Here is a 19,011-nt window from a genome sequence, read left to right on the forward strand (position 1 = left end):
AAATTGCTAGTATATTCCTTACTTCTGTTCTATTCTATCCCTTATTATGTAGCAGCAGTTATCGTGCCCCAAAAATTGATAACAATGAAGTGAACATTGAAGTTACTCAACCTAGCTTGATAATTAGTAAATAAACTCAACCACAAAACGTAACAATAGGAAATATTGCTAAAAATACTTAAAAGATGAAGTACAAGAGGTTAACGCGTAACAAAAACAAGTTACCACTGAAAAGATGTTGAATTTCAACCTACAAGAAAATCAAACCGAAGTATGTCTTTCCCAATCATATAAAAATGATGAAATATATGACCAAGACATCATTGCTCAAGTAGATAAACATGGGGTAATTAAGACAATTAGTGGTAAGGTTACCCAAAATCTAGAACAGCAACCTAATCTTACTATAACAAATTTTTTGTCGAAAAATGAAGTAAAATCTATATTATGTCATAGACTTTACATTTTAGTGATAGAGGTTCAAAAAAAAAAGAATAAAAAGATGTTTACCACTATAACCGGTAAACATCTTTTTTATATCCATCCCTTTTCTTCCGCAATCGTAATTGCTTCAATTCGGTTTTTCGCACTTAATTTTGTTAACACATCTGAAATATAGTTCCTCACAGTACCAGATGAAAGATACAACGTCTTCGCAATTTCATTTGCTGTTTTTCCCTCTTTTGCTAAGCGAAGCACATCTTTTTCACGATCTGATAACGGATTTTGTTCTTGCCATAGCCCAAACATTAATTCAGGAGAAATCTCTCGTTTCCCCTTCATCACATTACGAATCGCTGCCGCTAAATCTTCACTTGGACTATCCTTTAATAAATACCCATGAACCTCTGCTTTCATCGCTCTTTCAAAATAACCTGGGCGTGCAAATGTTGTTAAAATCATTATTCTACATGAAGATTTCTTCTTTTTCTGCAATTCTTCCGCAACATCCAACCCGCTCTGAATTGGCATTTCAATATCCATAATACTTACATCCGGCTGCAACTTTTCAATTAATTTTAAAGCTTCTTCACCGTTCTCTGCTTGCCCAACCACTTCAATGTCGTCTTCTAAATCAAGCAGAGCCCCGAGCGCTCCCCGAAGCATTCTTTGATCTTCAGCAATAATAATTCGAATCATGCTCTCACCTCATCTTTTCCTGTTCTAATTACAATTGGAACTTTCACTATTAAAATCGTCCCTGGATGCAGCGCCTTTAGTTCAAGTCCTCCATCAATAAGTGCCAGACGTTCTTTCATACCTAAGATACCATTCCCATCATGACTCTGCTTTTGTAATCCCACTCCATTATCTTTCACCTGCAAAATCAGTTCTCCTTGCGTTTCAAATAAAGAAACCGTACATGCCGTCGCCTTACTATGCTTTACAACATTCGTTACTGCTTCTCGCAAACACATCCCTAAAATATTTTGTTCAAGCGGTGATAATGCACTGCTATTCGCTTTCTGCTTTACCTCTAGTGAAATATTAGCAGCTTGCAGAATCGCCTTTATTTGCTCAAGCTCCTCTTCAACTGTAATCATTCGCATATCAGAAATTAATTCCCTAAGCTGCTTTAAAGCTATGCGCGATGTTTGCGTTATCTCCTTTGCCTCAAGACTAGCACGCTCTGGATTTTTCACAATCAGCTTCTCAACAAGCTGACTTTTTAAAGTAATAAGAGATAATGTATGTCCTAGCGTATCGTGAAGGTCCCTTGCAATTCGCTGACGTTCTTCACGTTTTACTAAATCTTTAATTTGTTCATTGGCTTCGTTTAATTGCATTTTCAACATTTTTTTTTGATTAAAGTTACGCATACCAAATGGTGTAAGAAGCATTAAGATAAACATTGGAATCATATTGATTAAACTAGTCTTGGTTAACTGATCTATATTCACAAATAAAAAAGTACCGATCATTACTACTAAAAGGGCAAGTAATACTCGAAATGATTTTTTTGTTGGTGCAAATCCTATTGCACTGGCAGTGTAAAATCCAAAAAATATCATAAATGGATTATAAATTGCAGAGAATATGAATATAATTACAATTTGAATACATGCCCATAAAATAAATGTCTCTTTAACAAAATAAAGTTGACGGTATGCAATGACAAAAACCACTAGCATACCGATTCCGGCTAAAAGCCTCCAACCCGATTCTTGCGTTAAATTGTAAATCGGAAATAGTAGATACACAAACCACATATATGGGAAAAAACCCATATGTTTTGGAAAAAATTCAAACTGCTTCTTTTCTGTCATTTATACCGCTTCCTGTCTCTTTCTTATATATATTGATATTACAACAAAGATAAGGAAATAACCTCCTAAAATCGCGATATTTTCCCATCCTATCGATTTACCATCAACAATATCCCAAGCACCACTTCCAAAATGGTATGTTGGTGTCCATTCTCCGATTGTTCTTAATACCTTTGGAAAAACTTCGATCGGCATCCATAAACCACCTAACACCGCTAAACTCATATTTAAAATGTTAGCAAGCCCCGCAGCTGCATCTGCTTTCTTAATGGAACCAATAACCGTTCCTAGCGCTAAAAATGGTGTGACACCTAGTAATAGCCACAATCCAGCACCAATCCATTGTCCTACCGTTAACTCTACGTTATTAATTAGCATACCTGCAATAAAGATCTCAAGTATTGAAAATGCATTTACCACCGTTTGAGAAATAATTTTAGCCGTTAAATATGCACCCTCTGGAAGTGGCGTAATTTTTAAAAGATGTGTCCACCCCTGCCCCTTTTCTTGTGAAAGTCTCACTCCGAAACTAAAAAGTGCTGTTCCTACAATACTGAAAGTAGCCATCGAAATTAAATAATGTGCTTTCCAAGCATCTCCGTTTTGTGGTACTTGAATAACATTCGTAAAAATGTAATAGAACATCACTGGCATTAATAGTGAGAAAAAGATAAATAATTTATTGCGGAATGTACGTAAAATCTCTATTTTGCATTGCATCCATAATGCTTTCATGCGATTCCCTCCTTTTGATTTGCAACAAACTGTTCAAACGCCTCGTCAAGGCTTCCACGTTCAACAGAAACATCTGTAATAGGTAAGCTCTTTTGATAAATTGCTTGCAATGTAGCATCCGTATCATCCGTTGTGAGAATAACACGCTGTTCATGAAACTGTACTGCTTTAACATGCGGTAATTCTTTCAGCAAATCTGTAGGGATTTTTTCTTTTGCATAAAATGAAATGGTTTTTTGAGAAATCGTTGCCTTCATTTCCTCTGGGGTCCCATCCGCAATGATTTTTCCGTTTGCAAATAATAAAATGCGATCTGATAGTGCATCAGCTTCTTCTAGATAATGCGTTGTTAAAATAATCGTTTTCCCTTCACTTGCTAACCTTCGAATTGTTTCCCAGAAAGCCTTTCTAGATGTGATGTCCATGCCTACAGTCGGTTCATCTAAAAATAATAAATCGGGATTTCCAGCAAGTGCGAGCGCAAAATTCAAACGTCTTTTCTGACCACCTGATAACTTTTCACACCGCTGTTTTTTTTCTGATTCTAAGTTTGATAACTGAAGCAATGTATCTTTTGCAACTGGATTCGTATAGTAACTACGAAACAAATCAATTGCCTCACCAACTGATATACTATCAATCACGCTCACCTCTTGCAGCATGGCACCAAAGCGATTGCGAACATCTCGATGCTTTGGACTTTTCCCAAATATAGAAACACTTCCTTCTGATGGATCCTTTAATCCAAGCATCATTGAAATCGTTGTTGTTTTCCCTGCACCATTTGGTCCAAGAAGCGCAACAATCTGCCCCTTCTCTACATGAAATGAAACATTATTTACAGCCTTTTTATGTTTAAATGTTTTTGAAACATTATTTACTTCAATAATCTTTTCCATCTCTCCACCTCCGTCATTCCTTATATTTACATTGTATAAATTGGAAGAGATGGAAAACAGTAAAATACGTCATGATATGAATATGACAATTGTCATAAAGTGAAAATTTCATAAGCAGGCAAGTTGATCTCTACAGATTATTAGCACTCACTAATTGGGTATTAACTGGCAGTTGATCTCTCACCTTCCTTCTCTGCTTTCTCCGAGTTTTGAGGGGGAAGTATTATTCTGGGGACTATCTCTATGAGATCACATCCCCCTTCGAAGCGCCCCAAAAAGCATATGAGCCGCACGCCAGTAGCAGGACAAAAATAAACATGATACAATCGTGTAAGATATATATTCGAGGAAGGACAGTGGTTTTTTTTATGATCATTCGTAATGAGAAGGATTTAGAAGGTTTACGAAAAATTGGCCGTGTTGTTGCGCTTGCACGTGAAGAAATGAAAAAGCAAGCGAAGCCAGGTATGACAACGAAAGAACTTGATTTGATCGGCAAAAAAGTATTAGATGAGCACGGTGCCATTTCTGCACCTGAAAAAGAATATGATTTTCCAGGTGTAACTTGTATTAGTGTAAATGAAGAAGTTGCCCACGGTATTCCAAAAGATCAAGCATTAAAAGAAGGCGACTTAGTAAACGTTGATGTGTCCGCGGCACTTGACGGTTATTATGCGGATACAGGTATTTCTTTTGTTCTTGGGCAAGATGAAGAAAAAGAAAAACTTTGCCAAGCTGCAGTAGACGCATTTTGGGCAGCAATGAAAAAAGTAAAAGCTGGTTCAAAACAAAACCAAATCGGTCGTGCAGTTTCTAACTTTGCCCATAAAAATGGCTATGCTGTTATCCAAAACTTAACAGGTCATGGTATCGGGCTTAGCTTACATGAGGCACCAAACCATATTTTAAGCTACTATGATCCAATGGATAACGCGCTTCTTAAAGATGGGCTTGTTATAGCTGTAGAGCCTTTCATTTCCATGAAAGCTGACCATATTATTGAACGCGGTGATGATGGCTGGACATTTGTAACACCAGATAAAAGCCTTGTTGCACAATGTGAACATACAGTTGTCGTAACACGTGGTGAGCCAATTATTTTAACTGAACTGTAAAGGATAAAAGGAATGCAAATAGCGTTCCTTTTTCTATACAAAAAAAAGAGAAATCAAACTGATTTCTCTTTTTTCATATGGATGCCTTACATCTACAGATGATCATCATGCAATGTGGAAACATGACAATTATCGTTTTCAAAAGGTTCTGGCATGAGAAAAAGAAACCCCACCATAGATTTCTTTTTCTCTTCTACATAATCTAAAATTTGGGTACACTAGACATGCAATTTAGGGGCTTTCAAAACAAGAAAGCAAACCTTTGTCTAAAATGATAGCATATACATTCTCTCTAAAAATATGCAAATATGCATATGGAACTATTCTATATAAATCTATTTTAATTTTTCGACATCTAATTGAAAAAGCGACGTGCAATTCTTTTCTCTCTGTTTTCATTTGGCTTTACTTTTATTTCTCAACCTAAACTGATTGAAAATACAAAAAAAAGAGATAAAATAAAGTCGTTATCCGTCTTCTTTTGTCATTCATATAGAATAGAAGAATAGGAGAGGAATATATGAAGAGAACATTGAAACAAAAAATAGTAAGCTCTTTGCTTGCTGCAACACTCGCTGTCAGCCTAGCTCCAATTGGACAAGCAAAAGCTGATTCCCCAACAGAAACTATCAAAACTCCATCTATTACAGGACAAGTTGATGCTAACCGCGCAATCGAACACATCCGTTTTTTATCAGAAACAATTGGCCCGCGCCCTGGTGGTACACAATCAGAAAAATGGGCTTCTCGCTATGTTGGGATGAAATTACAGTCAATGGGATATGAAGTAGAATATCAACCATTTTCTGTACCAGATCAATATGTCGGATTTATTGATTCTCCTTTATCTCGTTCAAAAAATTGGCAAGCAGGGGCTGCCCCGAATGCTTTAATTTCTACTGAGGCCGTTACCGCTCCCCTCATTTTTGTACCAAATGGGACAAACCTAAACGAAATTCCAAATGAGGTAAACGGGAAAATTGTCTTATTTGAAAGAGGTGCCACAGTAGCAGACTACAACAAACAAGTAGAAAATGCCGTTACAAAAGGTGCAAAGGGTGTCCTCTTATATAGTTTAATTGGCGGCCGCGGTAACTATGGACAAACTTTCAATCCAAGATTAACGAAAAAACAGTCAATCCCTGTATTCGGTCTTGCATATGCACAAGGTAATGCCTTCAAAGAGGAATTAACGAAAAAAGGGAGTGAAATCCTTTCTTTAAAAGCACGACATGAATCAAACCTACAATCTCTAAATGTTATCGCGAAAAAGAAACCAAAGAACAGCACTGGAAATGAAAAAGCTGTTATCGTAAGTTCCCATTATGACAGTGTTGCTGGAGCACCAGGAGCAAACGACAATGCCTCTGGAACCGGCTTATTATTAGAATTAGCTCGCGCATTTCAAAATGTAGAAACTGACAAGGAAATCCGTTTTATTGCTTTTGGATCAGAAGAAATGGGACTACTTGGATCTGAACATTACGTTGACAACTTATCACAAACAGAACGCGATCGTATTTTAGGTGTGTTTAATGCTGATATGGTCGCAACAAACTATGAGAAAGCAAAAAATTTATATGCAATGACTCTAGATGGATCTACGAATCTTGTAACGGATGCTGCACTAAATGCTGGTAAACAATTAAATAATGACCTTGTTCTTCAAGGAAAATTCGGTTCTAGTGACCATGTACCGTTTGCTTATGCTGGCATCCCTGCAGCTCTGTTCATTTGGATGGGAGTAGATAGCTGGGACCCGCTTATCTATCATATTGAAAAGGTATACCATACACCGCAAGATAACGTTCTAGAAAACATTTCACCTGAGCGTATGAAAATCGCTTTAGATGTCATTGGTACTGGCTTCTATGACATTCTCCAAAAACCAGTTGTACAAACCGGGGAAAAAGCAGCTTAATTATTACTAAAGTCACCCAAAATGGTGACTTTTTTTGTTGAGAAAAAATAAATATGCATAAAAGCATATTTATTTCGGGGTATTATCATGTAGAATACCAAATGTAAGAATAACGATTTTATCTAATAAGAAGGCATTTCTATTATAAAAAAACGATTCTTGCAGGTATATCAAATTTTGCCGGACTGGAAGAATTTGATGTTTTTGTTTCAAAAACAAAAGCTACCGCTGCAACCATTCAAGAACAAAACTTTACCAAATATTATTTCTAATTTCGCCATAAAAATAGCTATACAGTCATCCGAAACTTAATGGAACATGGCATTAATCATAAGCTTACATGAGGTACCAAATCCCATTCTAAGCTTATGCTTCAATAGATAATGCACTTCTTAAAGATGGTTTTTTTATCAATTTAGAGCCGTTTATCTCTGTGAAAGTTGACCATGTTATTCGCTGATTGAGCCCGATTTGAAAACGCTCTCTTTTCCCGATAAAAAAACCCCCTTCAGGTTGCATTCTTTCCTTCACCTTATCGTGAAGTTTTTTTGAATGCCTACCTAAAGGGAGTACTATCAATAGTAATTTTTTAATTTGTGTACTACTCAGATTACAGTGTAATCAATAATCTAACGCTTTTTTATTATTTTACTCGCTGACGAGCGAATAGAATTCCACCTAAAAGGAACAATACCATACCTCCAAGAATTGAAATCATTTCCGCTGATGTTCCTCCTGTGTTAGGAAGTAATGTCGGCTTATCATTTTCTGTAGTAGGTGGAACTTTTGAATCGTTATTTGTGTTTGGATCTTTCGGATCTGCGCTTGGATCTTTTGGATCTGCGCTTGGATCTTTTGGATCTGTGCTTGGATCTTTCGGATCTGTGCTTGGATCTTTTGGATCTGTGCTTGGATCTTTTGGATCTACGATTTTTGTATTCGTGATGTCATAACCATTTACTTCAGATTTGTATCCGTCTACTGCTTGTTCTTTTACTTCATACTTGTAAGCTACACCATTTTCATCATATGCTGCTAAATCTTTAAACGCATATTTCCATTCACTTGCTGCGCTTACTTCTTGTGTTGCGATTACTTTACCATTTTGTAGTAGGTCTACTTTGATCATTTCTGGACGTTCTTTCGCATTATCGTCTTTCCATGTTTTCTTACCACTAACTTCTGTTGTTTCTGTATTCTTGTAAGTGTTCGTAATCGTTGTTCCGTCTACCTTTGTTTCGTAGCCGTCTACTTTTACTTCACTTACTGTGTACTTGTACTCGTTTCCTTGTTCATCGTACTTCGGAAGATCCGTGAAGCTGAAATTCCAGTTACCAGCTTGATCAGCTTTCACTTCTTGGTTTTTGAACTCTTTACCATTTTGAAGTAGTTGAACTGTGATACTTTCTGGGCGTTTACCAAACTTATTGTTGTAATCGTCCCATACTTTCTTACCACTAACTTCTGTTGTTTCTGTATTCTTGTAAGTGTTCGTAATCGTTGTTCCGTCTACCTTTGTTTCGTAACCGTCTACTTTTACTTCACTTACTGTGTACTTGTACTCGTTTCCTTGTTCATCGTACTTCGGAAGATCCGTGAAGCTGAAATTCCAGTTACCAGCTTGATCAGCTTTCACTTCTTGTGTTTTCAACTCTGTTCCATTTTGAAGCAATTGAACTGTAATGCTTTCTGGGCGTTTACCAAACTTATTGTTGTAATCGTCCCATACTTTCTTACCACTAACTTCTGTTGTTTCTGTATTCTTGTAAGTGTTCGTAATCGTTGTTTCGTCTACCTTTGTTTCGTAGCCGTCTACTTTTACTTCACTTACTGTGTACTTGTACTCGTTTCCTTGTTCATCGTACTTCGGAAGATCTTTGAAGTTGAAATTCCAGTTACCAGCTTGATCAGCTTTCACTTCTTGTGTTTTCAACCCTGTTCCATTTTGAAGCAATTGAACCGTGATGCTTTCTGGGCGTTTACCAAACTTATTGTTGTAATCGTCCCATACTTTCTTACCACTAACTTCTGTTGTTTCTGTATTCTTGTAAGTGTTCGTAATCGTTATTCCTTCTACTTTTGTTTCATAGTCTTTAACTTTCACTTCACCTACTGTGTACTTGTACTCGTTTCCTTGTTCATCGTACTTCGGAAGATCTTTGAAATCGAAGTTCCAGTTACCAGCTTGGTCAGCTTTCACTTCTTGTGTTTTCAACTCTGTTCCATTTTGAAGCAATTGAACTGTAATGCTTTCTGGGCGTGTGTTGAACTTGTTGTTGTAGTCATCCCATACTTTTTGCCACTCAGTTCTGTTTTGTCTGTGTTTTTGTAAGTGTTCGTAATCGTTGTTCCTTCTACCTTTGTTTCGTAGCCGTCTACTTTTACTTCACCTACTGTGTACTTGTACTCGTTTCCTTGTTCATCGTACTTCGGAAGATCTTTGAAATCGAAGTTCCAGTTACCAGCTTGGTCAGCTTTCACTTCTTGTGTTTTCAACTCTGTTCCATTTTGAAGCAATTGAACTGTAATGCTTTCTGGGCGTGTGTTGAACTTGTTGTTGTAGTCATCCCATACTTTTTGCCACTCAGTTCTGTTTTGTCTGTGTTTTTGTAAGTGTTCGTAATCGTTGTTCCTTCTACCTTTGTTTCGTAGCCGTCTACTTTTACTTCACCTACTGTGTACTTGTACTCGTTTCCTTGTTCATCGTACTTCGGAAGATCTTTGAAATCGAAGTTCCAGTTACCAGCTTGGTCAGCTTTCACTTCTTGTGTTTTCAACTCTGTTCCATTTTGAAGCAATTGAACCGTGATGCTTTCTGGGCGTTTACCGAACTTATTGTTGTAATCATCCCATACTTTCTTACCACTTAGCTCTGTTGTTTCCGTATTTTTGTAAGTGTTCGTAATTGTTGTTCCTTCTACCTTTGTTTCGTAGCCGTCTACTTTTACTTCACCTACTGTGTACTTGTACTCGTTTCCTTGCTCATCGTACTTTGGTAGATCTTTGAAATCGAAGTTCCAGTTACCAGCTTGATCAGCTTTCACTTCTTGTGTTTTCAACTCTGTTCCATTTTGAAGCAATTGAACTGTGATGCTTTCTGGGCGTTTGCCAAACTTGTTGTTATAATCGTCCCATACTTTCTTACCATTTAGTTCTGTTTTGTCTGTATTTTTGTAAGTGTTCGTAATCGTTGTTCCTTCTACCTTTGTTTCGTAACCGTCTACTTTTACTTCACCTACTGTGTACTTGTACTCGTTTCCTTGTTCATCGTACTTTGGTAGATCTTTGAAATCGAAGTTCCAGTTACCAGCTTGGTCAGCTTTCACTTCTTGTGTTTTCAACTCTGTTCCATTTTGGAGCAATTGAACCGTGATGCTTTCTGGGCGTGTGTTGAACTTGTTGTTGTAGTCGTCCCATACTTTCTTACCATTTAGTTCTGTTTTGTCTGTATTTTTGTAAGTGTTCGTAATCGTTGTTCCTTCTACTTTTGTTTCGTAGTCGTTTACTTTTACTTCACTTACTGTGTACTTGTACTCGTTTCCTTGTTCATCGTACTTTGGTAGATCTTTGAAGTTGAAATTCCAGTTACCAGCTTGATCAGCTTTCACTTCTTGTGTTTTCAACTCTGTTCCATTTTGAAGCAATTGAACCGTGATGCTTTCTGGGCGTTTACCAAACTTGTTGTTGTAGTCGTCCCATACTTTCTTACCATTTAGTTCTGTTTTGTCTGTATTTTTGTAAGTGTTCGTAATCGTTGTTCCTTCTACTTTTGTTTCGTAGTCGTTTACTTTTACTTCACTTACTGTGTACTTGTACTCGTTTCCTTGTTCATCGTACTTTGGTAGATCTGTGAAGTTGAAATTCCAGTTACCAGCTTGGTCGGCTTTTACTTCTTGTGTTTTCAACTCTGTTCCATTTTGAAGCAATTGAACCGTGATGCTTTCTGGGCGTTTGTTGAACTTGTTGTTGTTGTCATTCCATATCTTCGTTCCTGAAACAGATATAGTTTTCACTTTATTTGGAATATCCAGTTCGACTCCATTTTCAGCATCTGATTTTATTTCAAACTCTACTTTTTTCTGAGGATCGAAATCAATATAGTCTGGAGCCGAAACTTCTTGCACATAATATTTGCCTGGTGATAATTTAGGAGTTTCAACTATCCCTTTTTCATTTGTTTTATATTCGCCCCCAACTTGTTCACCAGACTCTTTATACAACTTAAACGAAACATTCGGGATTACTTTTTCTTTATTTCCTTCAATATGTTTAACAATTTTTAGCTTTCCTTTTGGAACCTGGTTACCTTCAGCACCACCACCAGCTGCCATATTTTCGACCGAGTGACTACCTGAATCAGTAACTGGTTCTTTGTCTAGAACTTGGTAATCAATCGTATAATCATTCTTAAAGAATTCTTGCTTCTTTCCGGCTTCCGTTATAGTAGCTGTATAAGCAATCGAAAAGGAGGTAAGATTTGCTTTATCCTTATAAAGCAAAACTTTAAATGTGGTATCACTAGTAAACGTAATCTTTCCATAACCTTGAGATTCAAACTCTTGCAGTGATAAATTTTGACGGCCTAGATCACTATTAATATCTATCCTGAAACTATCCTTATTAAGTGTTTGACCTTCTTGCAAACGATCAGACACAACAATATCACGACTTAGCTTTTCTTTATTTAGGTTTATATTCAAGAACCAACGTACTTCATCGTCCCCTGAGAGCATATCACCAGTTTTATAAAAAAATGGTCCCTCTCCAGGCTCTGTACCACCACCACCTTTTGGGCCGGTAATTGTTACAGCTTGTTTATCTACATTTGTACCGAAATTTGTTTCAATTTCTTTCTTTTCATCAGTTCCTACTTGAGTAGCTTGCACTCTAAAATTTAAATACCCTGTAATATTTTCATATGCATCTACTTTTTCATTAAATGTACATACCACAGTACCTGACGTTACTTTACAAGTACCATAATCACCTAAATTAAACGTTGTACTCATGCCGCTTAATTCTGGAGGCAGCGTTAATGTTAATGTGTCTCCAGGTTTCAGCCTAACTCCATCTTTTTCACTGAAGTTTACAGTTACTTTGGTCAGTTCTCCGCTCTGTAAATCTGTTTTATCAATCTTAAAGCTATCCACAAGTCCTAATGTATTTAACTCTTGTGCATTTGCGATTATAGGCATTAAACTCTGACCTATAGTAAACATCAAAATCATTATAATCGAAAAAATCGAAGTTATTCTTTTTAAATACATACTTTGTGTGATTCCTCCCTATAAAATTGAATGCATATAAATCCTAATACAAACATACTATGACAAAGATTCTATTATTCAATGTCATTAAGCTATTTTCCTTAAATATGTTTGATAGCTATTATCATCTTTTTCTCTTTGTCAACTCTTCTATTACTTAGTGACTTGAAATTTGCTTTTTATATAGGCTCATCTAATTTCTCCAACATGTCCAAACTGTGTTATTTCTGGTCTATATTGTTTACCAAAAATAGATAAAGGAATTCAAATTACCAAAACACATGAACAGGTCATAGGACAACTTCAAAGTCAGGAGAAGACAATTCAACAAGCATTCACGATAAAGCTCATGACCGCCATTCATCTTATTTATTATGCTGTAGAGGTTTCAAAACTTCTCCATATCCATCGCGGAACGATCGCTCAGTACGTAAAAGTTTTCAGTGCGGACAAGTATAAGCAAGCTACTTCATAGTAAATATGCATTTGACCACCTTCCACACTTATCCTCCTGAAAAATAACAAGAAGTACAGCGTACAATCGAATTTAGCACACCGGCCGAAGAAAGTTATGGATGTGAAACGTGCTAGGATACTCGTACTCTAAAGGATGTCATTGAAGATATGTCTTCGTTTTCTGTCATCATGAGTCGAAGTAAAATTAGCCATATGTTAAAACATTTTATGTTTCGTTACACAACTGAACTACACACCGAAACAATCTGACAAGAAAAACAAGAAGCGTTCCAATATAAGCGCTATATGATTAAAAACGCTCCGAACCAAGTATTGTTTACCTATGAAGATAAAAGTCCTATTCTCCAAATCTGAATACAATGGAACGAATTTTGGGGGTAACTAAAAAAGAGTTTTACTGGAAACTAATTACATGTGAATCATGCGGAAATATGAAATTCAGCCTTTTTATTTTTGGAGTCTATAAATGAGTGTCGAGAAAAAGTAATTTGCCTAATAGATCTATGACTATGTCGAAGAATTAAAATGAACTTATACATACATTTCACTTACTCGCTAAGAAGCGTTAGCTTTTCTAAGGTGACATTACATTTTAACATCGAGAAATTTATATATATAAGTGATGATAATATCAAAATTGAGAGATTTATATCCTTTCATTATTTTTATCAAATCATGAAAACTTTAGTTGGACTATATGTACTATTTTAGACATAAAATCCCTAGTTTTTTGACTAGGTTGGAAGTTTTCATGATTAATTACTAATTTGTGTAGATACTTGGTTAGATGCAGTGTTAGTTTAGTGTTTCGCATGGTTGTAACAATGTTATTCACAACGATTACACCATTTCCTGGTAACATTCCATCAACTAATACGACATGTACGGCTTTTTGATGAATTTACCCCCCAACAACCTATTATTCTAGAATCATTCTAAAAAAGCAATAGTTAATTGGTGATTTTCTATTTTCCTTTTATCACCACAACATATTTTTGTCACATACATTAGAGTAAAAAACTGCAACAGAAAAAGAGATAGCTTTGCCATCTCTTTTTCTGTTGCAGCTTCCTGTTATTAAGCCATACGTGAGGTTCTCCCTATATGACTTTTCGGTGTGCTTCTTTCTTTGACGTCTGATCAGTCTATAGACCGATCAGACGTTTTATATCAACTTGTATATCATTTATAAACAAAAATAGGTATCTTTTTTCCTATTACATTTTCTCTGGCGCAGATACACCAACTAATGCTAATGCATTTTGAAGTGTGATGCGTACTGCACGCATTAATTCGTAACGAGCTTTACTTAATTCTAAGTTATCTTGGTTTAATACTTTTTCTGCATTGTAGAAGCTATGAAGCGTAGCTGCTAATTCAAACGCATAGTTTGTAATGCGGTGTGGCAGACGCTTTTGCGCTGCTTCAGCAACTGCCGCTGGGAATTCACCAAGTTTTTTCAGTAAGTCTACTTCTTTTTCAGAAGCAACAAGTTTGTAGTTTACATCTCCGCTTGCAGTTAATCCAAGCTCTTCACCTTGACGAAGGATGCTGCATACACGTGCATGAGCGTATTGTGCATAGTATACAGGGTTTTCGTTAGATTTTGATACCGCTAAGTCCATATCAAAGTCTAAGTGAGAGTCACCGCTGCGCATTGCAAAGAAGTAACGCATTGCGTCCACGCCTACTTCTTCCATTAGCTCACGAAGTGTAACGGCTTTACCTGTACGCTTACTCATTTTTACTTTTTCACCATTTTGGTATAGTTGTACCATTTGGATGATTTCTACTTCTAACGTCTCTTTATCGTAACCAAGCGCTTGAATTGCAGCTTTCATACGAGGAATGTAGCCGTGGTGGTCAGCACCCCAAATGTTGATTAATTTATCAAATCCGCGCTCTAATTTATCACGGTGATACGCGATATCTGGCGTTAAGTATGTGTAAGAACCATCATTTTTAATTAATACACGGTTTTTATCATCACCATAAGTCATAGAACGGAACCAAGTTGCTCCGTCTTCTTCAAATATTTCATCACGCTCTTTTAATACTGCAAGAGCTTGATCAATCTTTCCGTTTTTGTATAGTGATGTTTCAGAGAACCATACATCAAACTTAACACGGAAGCTTTCTAAGTCTTTTTGAAGTTTTGCTAATTCGTATTTCAAACCGTACTCACGGTAGAATTCATAGCTTTCTTTCTCATCAGCTTTTGCATAACGGTCGCCAAACTCTTCAGCTAAGCGTTGTCCGATTCCGATGATATCCCCACCATGGTATCCGTCTTCTGGCATTTCTTTTTCTAAACCTAATGCTTGCATGTAACGAGCTTCAACAGAAAGCGCTAAGTTATGAATTTGGTTACCGGCGTCGTTGATGTAGTATTCACGAGATACATCATATCCTGCTTTAGCTAATACGTTACATAACGTATCACCTACTGCCGCACCACGTGCATGTCCTAAGTGAAGGTCACCTGTTGGGTTTGCAGATACGAACTCAACTTGTACTTTTTCACCTTTACCAGTATCCGTCTCACCATAAGCCTCACCAGCATTAACAATCGCTGAGATTAGATCTGTTAAGTAGCTGTTATCCATGTAGAAGTTAATAAAACCAGGACCAGCAATTTCAATCTTTTCAATAGAAGCTTTTGCTTTATCGAAGTTTGCAATTAATTCTTCTGCAATCATACGAGGAGCTTTTTTTGCTACGCGCGCAAGCTGCATTGCCATGTTTGTAGAGAAATCACCATGTGTTTTATCTTTTGGGGATTCTAATACAACGTTTGGAATTTGTTCTTCTGTTGCTAATTCTGCTTTTAATACGGCAGCTTTAATTTCTTCTTTAATCAATTCTTTTACTTGTTCTAAAGAGTTCATTATTTTGCCTCCTTCAAATTAATCGTAATTGTATATCGGCCAGCTTCTTGTTCACCCAGAAGCAATGCGTACGTTAAAAAGAGTTGTCCTTTTTTCTTCTCGTCCGACCATTTAAAAAGAACGTTATCAGTTTTCGTTTGCAATGCAAACGTACCAAGCTCACTCGTATACGTACCAGTTGTCCATTCACCTTTCACATGCGTCTGACGCATCGAAACAGCACCTGAACGCATAATAAGAACTTGTTCACCTTGAATTTTAATGATTGTCTTTACTTCGCCTTGTTCGTTCGGCTCTTGAAACGTTACATATGTACCTTGACCTTTTACATAGTATTGACCATTTGCCTCAAAAGCAACGGTCTCCTTTCGTGCCCCTTCACGGATTTCTGTTACGAAATGAACGTGTACTGGCAAGCCTGCAAGTTGTTTCTCCACGTCTTGCACACCTTTCAACATGTTATAGATATTAAATAAACTTTATAATAAATCACTTTTTCTATCATATCAAAAAAAACCTCTGTCTGTCTGCTGAAAAATCAGGAAAACCCTGTTTCAAAAAAACAATTTATAAAGATCTATCTCCTATGATAAAATATCTTTCAAATCTAAATTTTCTTTCATTAAAAGGAGATGTGGCAAATGATACCGCCAAAGTTAAAAAAGGGAGATGAAATCCGAGTTATTTCACCGTCTTCTAGTTTAAGTATTGTTTCAGACTATAACCGAAAGCTTGCTATGAAACGACTAGCAGCCATGGAATTTCGCGTTACATTTTCAAAAAACGCGGAAGAAATTGACCGTTTTACTTCCTCCTCTATTTCTTCCCGTATCCATGACCTTCACGAAGCTTTCGCTGATCCAAGCGTAAAAGCAATCTTAACAACACTTGGAGGATATAATTCCAACGGGCTACTGAGCCATATAAATTACGACTTAATTGGCAGCAATCCCAAAATTTTATGTGGTTATTCTGATATTACTGCTTTAGGTAATGCAATTTATGCAAAGACTGGTCTGATTACATATTCGGGTCCCCACTTCTCTTCATTCGGAATGGAGAAAGGGCTTGATTATACAATAGATTACTTTTTAAAATGCATGACTTCTGAAGAGCCGGTAGAAATACAGCCTGCTGAAACGTGGAGCGATGACCCTTGGTATACGGATCAAGAAAAGCGAACTTTCTTCCAAAATGAAGGTTATATCTCCTTGCATGAAGGTGAAGCAGTTGGAAAAATTATTGGTGGTAATATGAGTACCTTTAATTTGTTGCAAGGCACAAAATATATGCCAAGCTTCCGAGATAAAATATTATTTTTAGAAGAAGACTCTTTAACTGGAAAAGCTACAGTTAAGACTTTCGATCGTTACTTACACTCTCTCATCCAACAACCAGATTTTGAGCATGTAAAAGGCATTGTACTTGGAAGACTACAAAAAAATTCTGAAGCTGTCATAGAAGATATTCAAGAAATGATTTATTCAAAACAAGAACTGTCCCATATTCCTGTAATTGCAAATGCTAACTTTGGGCATACAACCCCAATTTTCACTTTCCCAATTGGCGGACGCGCAGAAATTATTTCTAGTCAAACAAACACATCTATTACAGTTTTAACACATTAAAAAAGGAGCGTACAATTCGCCCCTTTTACACTTTCTGTAATTTCTTTAAAGCCCTTTCTGGGATTTCTTCTTTTGAAACTTCAGCCCAGCCTTTCCCCTGCATGCCTTTCGCGTAAATTTTTATAAAATCACCTGAGTGCAATTGATGGTTCACCATCTTTTTAATTGTTTGCTGTTTCCCGTTCTCTGAGTAACCATTTAATGTATATAAATATTCATCGTCTATTTTCTCGGCCTTATTTATAACCGCATAATAATCTTGTATTTCTTTATTTGAAAAGAAGTTATCGACAAACGCCTGAACACCTTCTGTTTTTGTTTGTAAATAATACGCCGTACCACCTAAAATAATGGCAAATACAGCCAACACTTTTATTACCAATTTCATACATGTCCTCCTATTTATATATCCTTCTGATTAATCACATATTGATATCTGTATTATACAGAATAGGACATACTATACACCATTGAAATGTATTACACTTTCCTTACACAATTGTAAGGAAAAATGTTTGTAGTATGTTCTTAATAAAAAAATTTTCCGTTTAAACAATTTTTGTATTATTATTGAATAATACAAATTTTTATAATAAATATCAAAAAGGAGACAGTTTTCAAATGGCTATCTTACAAGGTTTAGCACTACTACTCGTTGTACTTTTTCTTTTCACACTGTTTAGCTACCGCGCTCCTTATGGAATGAAAGCAATGGGTGCTTTAGCCAACGCTGCAATTGCAAGTTTTCTTATTGAAGCATTTCATCGTTATATCGGTGGAGAAATGTTTCATAACAGCTTTCTGCAATCGGTTGGACAAGCATCAGGTAGTATGAGCGGTGTCGCAGCTGCAATTTTAGTGGCACTCGCAATCGGTGTATCTCCTGTATACGCTGTTTTAATCGGTATTGCCACAAGCGGATTTGGTATTTTACCAGGATTTTTTGCTGGGTATGTTTGTGCCTTTGTCGTGAAATTCCTCGAGAAAAAATTGCCAGCTGGCGTAGAGTTCCTTGCAATTTTATTCATTGCAGCACCACTTTCACGCGGAATGGCTATGCTCATGGATCCCGTTGTAAATGCAACACTTGGAAAAATTGGTTCCATTATTTCAATCGCAACTACAGAAAGCCCGGTTATTATGGGGATTATGCTCGGCGGGCTCATCACAGTTATCTCTACATCTCCATTAAGCTCCATGGCTCTAACTGCGATGCTTGGTTTAACAGGTTTACCAATGGCTATTGGTAGTCTTGCAGTAGCAGCCTCTGCTCCAATGAACTTTATTTTCTTTAAACGTTTAAGGATTTGTTCAAAGAAAGATACAATCGCTGTCGCAATTGAACCATTAACACAAGCTGATATTGTCGCAGCGAATCCAATTCCAATTTATACAACAAACTTTGTTGGTGGTGCACTTGCTGGTATTATTACCTCCCTATTCCAACTTGTAAACAATGCACCCGGTACGGCATCACCAATTCCAGGACTCCTTGTTCTCTTTGGATTCAACGATGGAATAAAAGTAGCGATTGCAGCTATATTATGTGGAATTGTTACCACAATTATCGGTTACATCGGAACTATTATTTTCCGTAAGTACCCAATTCGTTCCGCTGATGAAATTCGCGGAATCTCTACAGAAGAAAAAGTTGCATAAAAAAGAGGAGCTAGTCCCACTAAATGGGACTAGCTCCTCTTTTAATACAGATTGTTTGCAGCTGGTTTTCGAATTTTAAAGAACGGTCGATATGTTGTGTCGAATCGTCGATATCGATGCTGCAAATCGGCTAGAATGCTCGGTGGCTTCGCTTC

Annotated in this window: 15 protein-coding genes; 4 read left to right on the forward strand and 11 right to left on the reverse strand. The window is 36.8% G+C overall.

All coding sequences use genetic code 11. The features are described from left to right. Positions 1-534: 534 nt before the first annotated feature. The 4 genes from QRY57_RS26280 to QRY57_RS26295 are packed head-to-tail and all read right to left on the reverse strand — an operon-like array spanning position 535 to position 3,901. On the reverse strand, positions 535-1,140 hold the full coding sequence (locus tag QRY57_RS26280) for a response regulator transcription factor (RefSeq protein WP_286016506.1): 606 nt from the start codon (positions 1,138-1,140) through the stop codon (positions 535-537). Beyond that, on the reverse strand, positions 1,137-2,267 hold the full coding sequence (locus QRY57_RS26285) for a sensor histidine kinase (protein ID WP_286016507.1): 1,131 nt from the start codon (positions 2,265-2,267) through the stop codon (positions 1,137-1,139). The genes QRY57_RS26280 and QRY57_RS26285 overlap by 4 nt, the downstream gene beginning before the upstream one ends. Continuing rightward, on the reverse strand, positions 2,268-3,002 hold the full coding sequence (locus QRY57_RS26290) for an ABC transporter permease (RefSeq protein ID WP_286016508.1): 735 nt from the start codon (positions 3,000-3,002) through the stop codon (positions 2,268-2,270). Beyond that, a complete protein-coding gene (locus tag QRY57_RS26295; RefSeq protein ID WP_026591818.1) occupies positions 2,999-3,901 on the reverse strand; it encodes an ABC transporter ATP-binding protein in 903 nt (300 codons plus the stop codon). Before QRY57_RS26295 ends, QRY57_RS26290 begins: the two co-directional genes overlap by 4 nt. A 317-nt stretch (positions 3,902-4,218) precedes the next feature. On the opposite strand from QRY57_RS26295, the gene map reads away from it, so the two are divergent. Both map and QRY57_RS26305 read left to right on the forward strand, forming a co-directional pair. Next, positions 4,219-5,016 carry a type I methionyl aminopeptidase gene (gene map, locus QRY57_RS26300; RefSeq protein WP_081811020.1) on the forward strand — a complete coding sequence of 266 codons (798 nt, stop codon included), beginning with the start codon at positions 4,219-4,221 and terminating at the stop codon, positions 5,014-5,016. A 520-nt stretch (positions 5,017-5,536) separates the two neighbouring features. After that, a complete protein-coding gene (locus tag QRY57_RS26305; protein WP_286016509.1) occupies positions 5,537-6,937 on the forward strand; it encodes a M28 family metallopeptidase in 1,401 nt (466 codons plus the stop codon). Positions 6,938-7,303: 366 nt separating this feature from the next. Here QRY57_RS26305 and QRY57_RS27265 read toward each other — a convergent pair whose 3' ends face one another. The 6 genes from QRY57_RS27265 to QRY57_RS26335 form a co-directional block, all read right to left on the reverse strand. Continuing rightward, positions 7,304-7,456, reverse strand: coding sequence for a hypothetical protein (locus QRY57_RS27265; RefSeq protein ID WP_432804060.1), 153 nt, complete (start codon positions 7,454-7,456; stop codon positions 7,304-7,306). A 124-nt stretch (positions 7,457-7,580) separates the two neighbouring features. After that, the gene (locus QRY57_RS26315) at positions 7,581-9,185 is read right to left on the reverse strand and encodes a Cna B-type domain-containing protein (protein ID WP_286017939.1); all 1,605 of its coding nucleotides are present in this window, start codon (positions 9,183-9,185) and stop codon (positions 7,581-7,583) included. Beyond that, entirely contained in the window at positions 9,149-9,466 is a 318-nt protein-coding gene (locus QRY57_RS26320; protein WP_286017940.1) for a Cna B-type domain-containing protein, read from the reverse strand. Before QRY57_RS26320 ends, QRY57_RS26315 begins: the two co-directional genes overlap by 37 nt. Next, a complete protein-coding gene (locus QRY57_RS26325) occupies positions 9,430-12,132 on the reverse strand; it encodes a Cna B-type domain-containing protein (RefSeq protein WP_286016510.1) in 2,703 nt (900 codons plus the stop codon). The genes QRY57_RS26320 and QRY57_RS26325 overlap by 37 nt, the downstream gene beginning before the upstream one ends. A gap of 1,766 nt (positions 12,133-13,898) precedes the next feature. After that, positions 13,899-15,569 (reverse strand): arginine--tRNA ligase, encoded by a 1,671-nt coding sequence (argS, locus tag QRY57_RS26330; RefSeq protein WP_286016511.1) that lies wholly within the window; start codon positions 15,567-15,569, stop codon positions 13,899-13,901. Continuing rightward, complete coding sequence (locus QRY57_RS26335) at positions 15,569-16,006, reverse strand: YwiB family protein (protein WP_090692665.1); 438 nt, start codon at positions 16,004-16,006, stop codon at positions 15,569-15,571. The genes argS and QRY57_RS26335 overlap by 1 nt, the downstream gene beginning before the upstream one ends. 204 nt (positions 16,007-16,210) lie before the next feature. Between QRY57_RS26335 and QRY57_RS26340 the strand changes: the two genes are divergently transcribed. Further along, a complete protein-coding gene (locus tag QRY57_RS26340) occupies positions 16,211-17,197 on the forward strand; it encodes a S66 family peptidase (protein ID WP_286016512.1) in 987 nt (328 codons plus the stop codon). Between the two features lie 25 nt (positions 17,198-17,222). Here the strand turns inward: QRY57_RS26340 and QRY57_RS26345 are convergent, their stop codons facing one another. Next, positions 17,223-17,585 carry a YxeA family protein gene (locus QRY57_RS26345; RefSeq protein ID WP_286016513.1) on the reverse strand — a complete coding sequence of 121 codons (363 nt, stop codon included), beginning with the start codon at positions 17,583-17,585 and terminating at the stop codon, positions 17,223-17,225. A gap of 233 nt (positions 17,586-17,818) precedes the next feature. Here QRY57_RS26345 and QRY57_RS26350 point away from each other — a divergent pair, with 233 nt between their 5' ends. Further along, entirely contained in the window at positions 17,819-18,856 is a 1,038-nt protein-coding gene (locus QRY57_RS26350) for a PTS sugar transporter subunit IIC (RefSeq protein ID WP_286016514.1), read from the forward strand. The last annotated feature ends 155 nt before the right edge of the window (positions 18,857-19,011 follow it).

Origin of the sequence: Bacillus arachidis, from assembly GCF_030285945.1 — a bacterium.
Classification (GTDB): Bacteria; Bacillota; Bacilli; order Bacillales; family Bacillaceae_G; genus Bacillus_A; species Bacillus_A arachidis.